Annotated in this window: 2 protein-coding genes; both read right to left on the minus strand. The window is 78.1% G+C overall.

Features of this window, described 5'->3' with window-relative positions; genetic code table 11:
- On the minus strand, positions 1 to 2,793 hold a 2,793-nt coding region (locus FRAQA3DRAFT_RS04190; protein ID WP_009737822.1), incomplete at its 3' end, for a type I polyketide synthase.
- 157 nt (positions 2,794 to 2,950) lie between these two features.
- Positions 2,951 to 5,581: SDR family oxidoreductase (locus tag FRAQA3DRAFT_RS04195; RefSeq protein ID WP_009737823.1), on the minus strand; the 2,631-nt coding region annotated here is incomplete at its 5' end.

A 5,581-nucleotide genomic window follows, 5' to 3' on the forward strand; every position in this document is an offset into this window, starting at 1 on the left:
CGCCGCGCCGGCGGACGGGGTGTCCAGGGCGGCGAGGTCGGGGTCGCCGTGCTCGACCCACAGCGCCACGGCCAGCCGGCGTAGCTGGCCGAGCCCGTCGCGTTCGGAGCTGTTCGCCGCGATCGTCAGGTGCGGCGTCGACTCCAGGGTGGCGTCGACGAGTCCACCGAGGCGGCCCGGGCCGACCTGCACGAACACCCCGACGCCGGCGGCGGCCATCGCCTCGACGACACCCCGGAACAGCACCGGTTCGAGCAGGTGGCGGACGAACAGCTCGCGGATCGCCCCGGTGTCGTCCGGGTACGGCGAGGCGGTCGTGGCCGACCACAGCTCGGTCTGCGGCGCCCGGCGGATCCGCATCCGCTGCGTGCGTTCCCGCAGCCCGGCGAGGTAGGGCCGCAGCATCGGGGTGTGGAAGCCGGAGCGGAACGGCAGGATCTGCACGACCACGTTGCGCCGGCGCAGCCCGCGGGCGAGCTCGGCGATCCGTGCCGGCGGCCCGCACACCACCGTCTGCGTCGGGGCGTTGTCGTGGGAGAGCACGACCCCGGGATGCTCGGCGATGGCGGCCAGCGCGTCGTCGCGCGAGCAGCTCAGCGACGCGTAGTCCACCTCGGGCACCGCGCCGTCGTAGGGGTCGGCGCCGAAGATGTCGGCGTCGACCTCCGCCTCGTCGAACAGGCCCGCGGCGAACATCGCGCTCCACTCGCCGATGCTGTGCCCGGCCACGGCGTCCGGCTCGACGCGCAGCCGGCGCAGCGCCCGGTCGAGCACCCGGCTGGCGGCCAGCACGCTGCTGCCGTGCGCGCCCAGGCCGTCGGCGGACAGCCGGGGCAGCGCGAACCCGAAGTGCGCACACACGTCATCCAGCCGCGGGGCGAACTCGGCCTCCAGCCCGGGGAAGACGAACGCCACCCGCGCCGGCTTCGGGCCGGCGAGCAGGCCGGCCGCGCTGTACCAGACCTCGCTGCGCCCCCGCCAGGCGTCCCAGGCCCCGGTGCGGGCCCCGCCGGCGGCGTGCCGGGCGGCGGCGAGCCGGCGCGGGGTGGGATGGACGAGGCCGAGGCGGGCGCCGGGGCCGGTGTGCGCGGGCGGGCCGGCGGCCGTCGCCCGCAGGGTGGTGTCGTCGGCGTCGAGCTGCCCGGCGAGCTCCCGCGGGGTCGCCGCGGCGAAGCGGAGGATGACGTCGGGTTCGCGGACCGTCGCCACCGAGGTGGGCGGTGCGGCCTGACCCGCGGAGGCCGGGTCCCGCCGCGCCCCCGGCGAGCCGGCCCCCGCGGGCGTCATGGGTGCGCCGGCACCGGGGCGCACCGCGGGCGGTGGCGCCTCCTCCAGCAGCACATGGGCGTTCGTCCCGCCGAAGCCGAAGGCGTTCACCCCGGCCCGGCGCGGCCCCGCGCTCTCCCAGGGGGCGGCCGTCAGCAGCGGGCGAAACCGCGTCCGGGCCAGCGCCGGATGCGGATCCTCGCAGTTCACCGCCGGCAGCAGGACGCGGTTGTGCAGGGCCAGCGCCGCCTTCACCAGCCCGGCGACCCCGGCCGCCGCCATCGCGTGGCCGATCATCGACTTCACCGAGCCGAGAACGGCGACGTCCTCCCGGCCGGTGCCGAAGACCTGGGCCAGCGTCGCGAGCTCCGCGGCGTCCCCGGCCGGCGTCGCGGTGCCGTGCGCCTCGATCATGCCGATCGAGCTGCGGGCCCGCGGGTCGAGCCCGGCCGCGGCCCAGGCCCGCCTCACGGCGAGGGCCTGCCCGGCCGGCTCCGGGTTCACCAGGCCGCCGCCGCGCCCGTCGCTGGACGTCCCGGTGCCCCGGATGACCGCGTACACCCGGTCGCCGGCGCGCTGGGCGTCGTCGAGGCGTTTGAGCACGACGACGCCGGTGCCCTCGCCGATGAGGATCCCGTCGGCACCGCGGTCGAACGGCCGGCTCTGCTGACGCGCCGACAGCGCCCCGAGCTGCGCGAACGTACTCCACAGGGTGATGTCGTGGCAGTGGTGGACGCCGCCGGCGAGCACCGTGTCGCAGCGCCCGGCGGCGAGCTCGGCGACCGCGCTGTCCACGGCGATGAGCGACGACGCGCAGGCCGCGTCCACCGTGTAGGCGGGGCCGCGCAGGTCGAGGCGGTTCGCGATCCGGGACGCGGCCAGGTTCGGCACCATCCCGATCGCCCCGCCCGGCGGCTGCGGGCCGAGCTGGTCGGTGAAGGCCGTCCGGATCCGGTCGAGCTCGTCCGCGCCCAGGGCGGGCAGCAGCGTGCCGAGGGTGGACACGAGCTGGCGGGCGGTGCGCAGCCGCTGGTCGAGGCGGGCAAGGCCGGCGCCGAGGTAGCCGCCGCGGCCGAGGATGACGCCGACGCGAGCCGGGTCGCCGAGCCGGTCGCCGCCGCCGGCGTCGTCGATCGCGGTCGCGGCGACCTGCAGCGCGAGGAGCTGGTCGGGTTCGATGCCGGCGACGTCGGCGGGCGGGATGCCGAAACGCAGCGGGTCGGCGTAGGCGTACTCGTCGACGAACCCGCCGCGGCGGCAGTAGATCCGTTCCGCTCCCGGCTCGTCGGCGCCGGCCGGGTCGTAGAACTGGGGGTCCCAGCGATGCGGCGGCGCCTCGCTGATCGACTCGGTCCCGCGCAGCAGGTTCTGCCAGTAGGCGGCGAGGTCCGGTGCGCCGGGCAGGAGCACCGCCATGCCGACGACGGCGATCGGCGGTTGCCGCCAGCCGCTGGCGGTGGGGTCGGGCGGCGCGACGGCCCGGGGCGGGCGCGCTGGTGACGAGGACGGGGCCGGCGGGGGCGTCATCGTGGTCGGGACTCCTCGTACCAGGGGTGGGTGGGGCCGGGCGCGCGCCGCCAGGACGCGCGCCCGGCCGGTGGCGAGGCGAGGACTGCGGCGGGGCTGGGTGGGGCTGGGCTGCGGCGGGGCTGGGCTGCGGCGAGGCGGGGCTGCGGCGGGCCGGCTACCAGCCCGACGCCGAGTAGACGACCGCGTGCGCGTCGCGGGGCCCCCAGGCGAGCTCGCGCAGCAGGCACAGGTGACCTTCGTCCGGGTCGATGAGGTCCACCCCGCGCCGCGCGAACTCCGCCTCCAGCCCCGGATCGACCATCCCCGGATGCGCGGCCGAGGGCGCCCACGGACCCCAGTGCACGGTGATCGTCCGGGTGTCCCGGCGGCGTGCCCAGGCGGCCCCGAGGGTCTCCAGCGCGTCGTTCGCGGCCGCGTAGTCACCCTGGCCGCGGTTGCCCAGGACGCCCGCGATGCTGCCGAAGAAGGTCAGGAACCGGGGCTGGACGGGCAGCTCGGCCAGCGCCGCGAGCAGGGCGCGCGCCCCGGCGACCTTCGTGTCGAACACCCGCCGGAACGACTGCGGATCCTTGTCGGCGACGAGGGCGTCCTCGATGACCCCGGCGGAGTAGACGACGCCGTCGAGGCGGCCGTGGCGGGCGAAGACCTGCTTGACCGCCTGCGCGACCGCGTCGGCGTCGAGGACGTCGAGCTGGCGGTAGCGGGCCTGACCGCCGCGCGCGGCGACGTCGGCGAGGGTCGCGGCGATCTCCCGCCGGGCGAGGATGGCGGCGACCGCCCGGCGCGCCTCGCCGGGCGTGCGGTGCCCGAGCTCGCGCACCGCCTGGATCAGGCCGGCGCGGTCGGCGATCCCGGCCGTGCGGGGATCCTCCGCGGCCGGCGGAGCCGTGCGCCCGGCGAGCTCCAGCCGGCAGCGCGCGGCGCCGGCCAGCAGCGTCGTGAACCCGGCGGTGATCCCGCGGGCCCCGCCGACGAGCAGGATGACGGCGTCACGGTCCAGGCCGAGCGCCTCGGCCTCCGCCGCGCCATCGGCGGCGGGCCCCGCGCCGGCCGCGGCCAGCGGCCCCACCGGCATCGCCGTGAGCTGTTCGCCGTGCCGGGTGCCGCCACGGTGGACGGCGACCGCCCCGGTTGCGGTGGACCGGCCGAGCTCGGCGGCCAGGATGTCCGCCGCCGAGGCGGCGTCGTCGAGCTCGACGAGCCGGACGAGCCGGTCGGGGTACTCCCTGGCCAGGGTGCGGAACAGCCCGCGCAGGCCGGCGGCGCGTTCGGTCGGCAGCGCCGGCCCGGGGCCGGTGGAGCCGGCCGGGTCCGCCGCGGCGAGCGCGCTGACGGCCAGCACCCAGCGGGGCCCGGCCTGCAGCGCCGCCCGGATCGCCGCGAACGTCTCCGGCAGCTCCGGCTCGCCCTCGGCGCGGCCCCAGCCGCACAGGTAGACCAGACCGTCGAGCCGCTGCGGCGGCGCCTCGGCCAGTTCGGCGGCGGTGCGCGCCGTGACCGTCGCCCCGAGGTCCGCCAGCCGGCCGGCCACCGGGTCGGCGACGTCGTGGGCCGTCACGTCGCCGAACACCGTCCACGCGGTGCCGGTGAGGTCGATCGTGCCGGTGAGGTCGGCCGTGCCGGTGAGGTCGGCCGTGCCGGCGATCAGCGGCGCGGGGACGGTCGTGAGCACGAAGCGGGTCGGCGCCCGCCCGCCGCCGCGGGCGCCGGGCTCGCCGGGGCCGACCAGCGTGACCGGTGCCGTGGCTGTCGGGGGTGCCGTGGCTGTCGGGGGTGCCGTGGCTGTCGGGGGTGCCGTGGCTGTGGGGGGTGCCGTGGCTGTGGGGGGTGCTGGGAACGTGGAGGGTGCTGAGGGTGTGGCGGGTGTGGCGGGGCCCGATCCTGCGGTGCGCTCGGTGAGCCAGGTGGTGATGGTGCGGACGGTGCGCAGGCGGCTGAGTTCCTCGACGGCGCGGGGGCCGAGTGCGTCGGTGAGGTTGAGTCGTTGGGTGAGCAGGCCGGCGATCTCGGTGCGTTTGATGGAGTTGACCGACAGGTCGGTCTCCAGGTCGAGGTCGGGTTCGATCATCTCGGTGGGGTAGCCGGTGTTGCCCGCGATCAGGTCGAGCACGACGGCTCCGACGTCCACCGCCGCGCGCCCGCCCCCGGTCCCGGCGCCGGGCACGACGTCCCCCACATCGCGCAAGCCGTCCGCCGCGTCGGGTCGGCCGTCGCCGCCGCTGGTGACACCGTCCGACGCCGCCGAGACGGTGCCCGCGGGCGGACCCGTCACCGGTACCACGGGCTGCACCGCGGCCGGGGCCGCCGCCCCCACGCCGACGGCGACGGGCACGGTCGGGGTGGTCGGGGCGCCCAGGTAGGACAGCAGGACGTCGCGCTGGGCGGCCAGCATGTCCCGCGCGGTCGTGAGGAAGTGGCCGACCAGGGTCTCCCGGGTCGGCTCGCCCGCGGCCCGCCCCGCGGTTGCCAGCTGCCCGGGCCCCACCGGCTGCCCGCCCGCGGCGTGCTGTCCGAGTGCCGTGTGCTGTCCGAGTGCCACCGGCTGCCCGGCGGTCGGCCACGTGGGGATGCCCGCGTGGTCGGCCGAGGTGGGCGGGACCCGCCGGGCCGGGGCGAGCCCGCCGGGCAGCGGCTCGCCGTCCGCCGTCAGCACCGCCCGGCCGGTCACGCTCCACCGTGGGCGGGCCGGCGGCTCGCTGCCTCGCAGGTCGGCGGCGTCGCGGCCCTCGACCAGCCAGTCCGGGTGCAGCGCCACCCCGGCGACGGCGAGCTGCGCCACCGCGTC

The organism is Frankia sp. QA3, assembly GCF_000262465.1.
Taxonomy (GTDB): domain Bacteria; phylum Actinomycetota; class Actinomycetes; order Frankiales; family Frankiaceae; genus Frankia.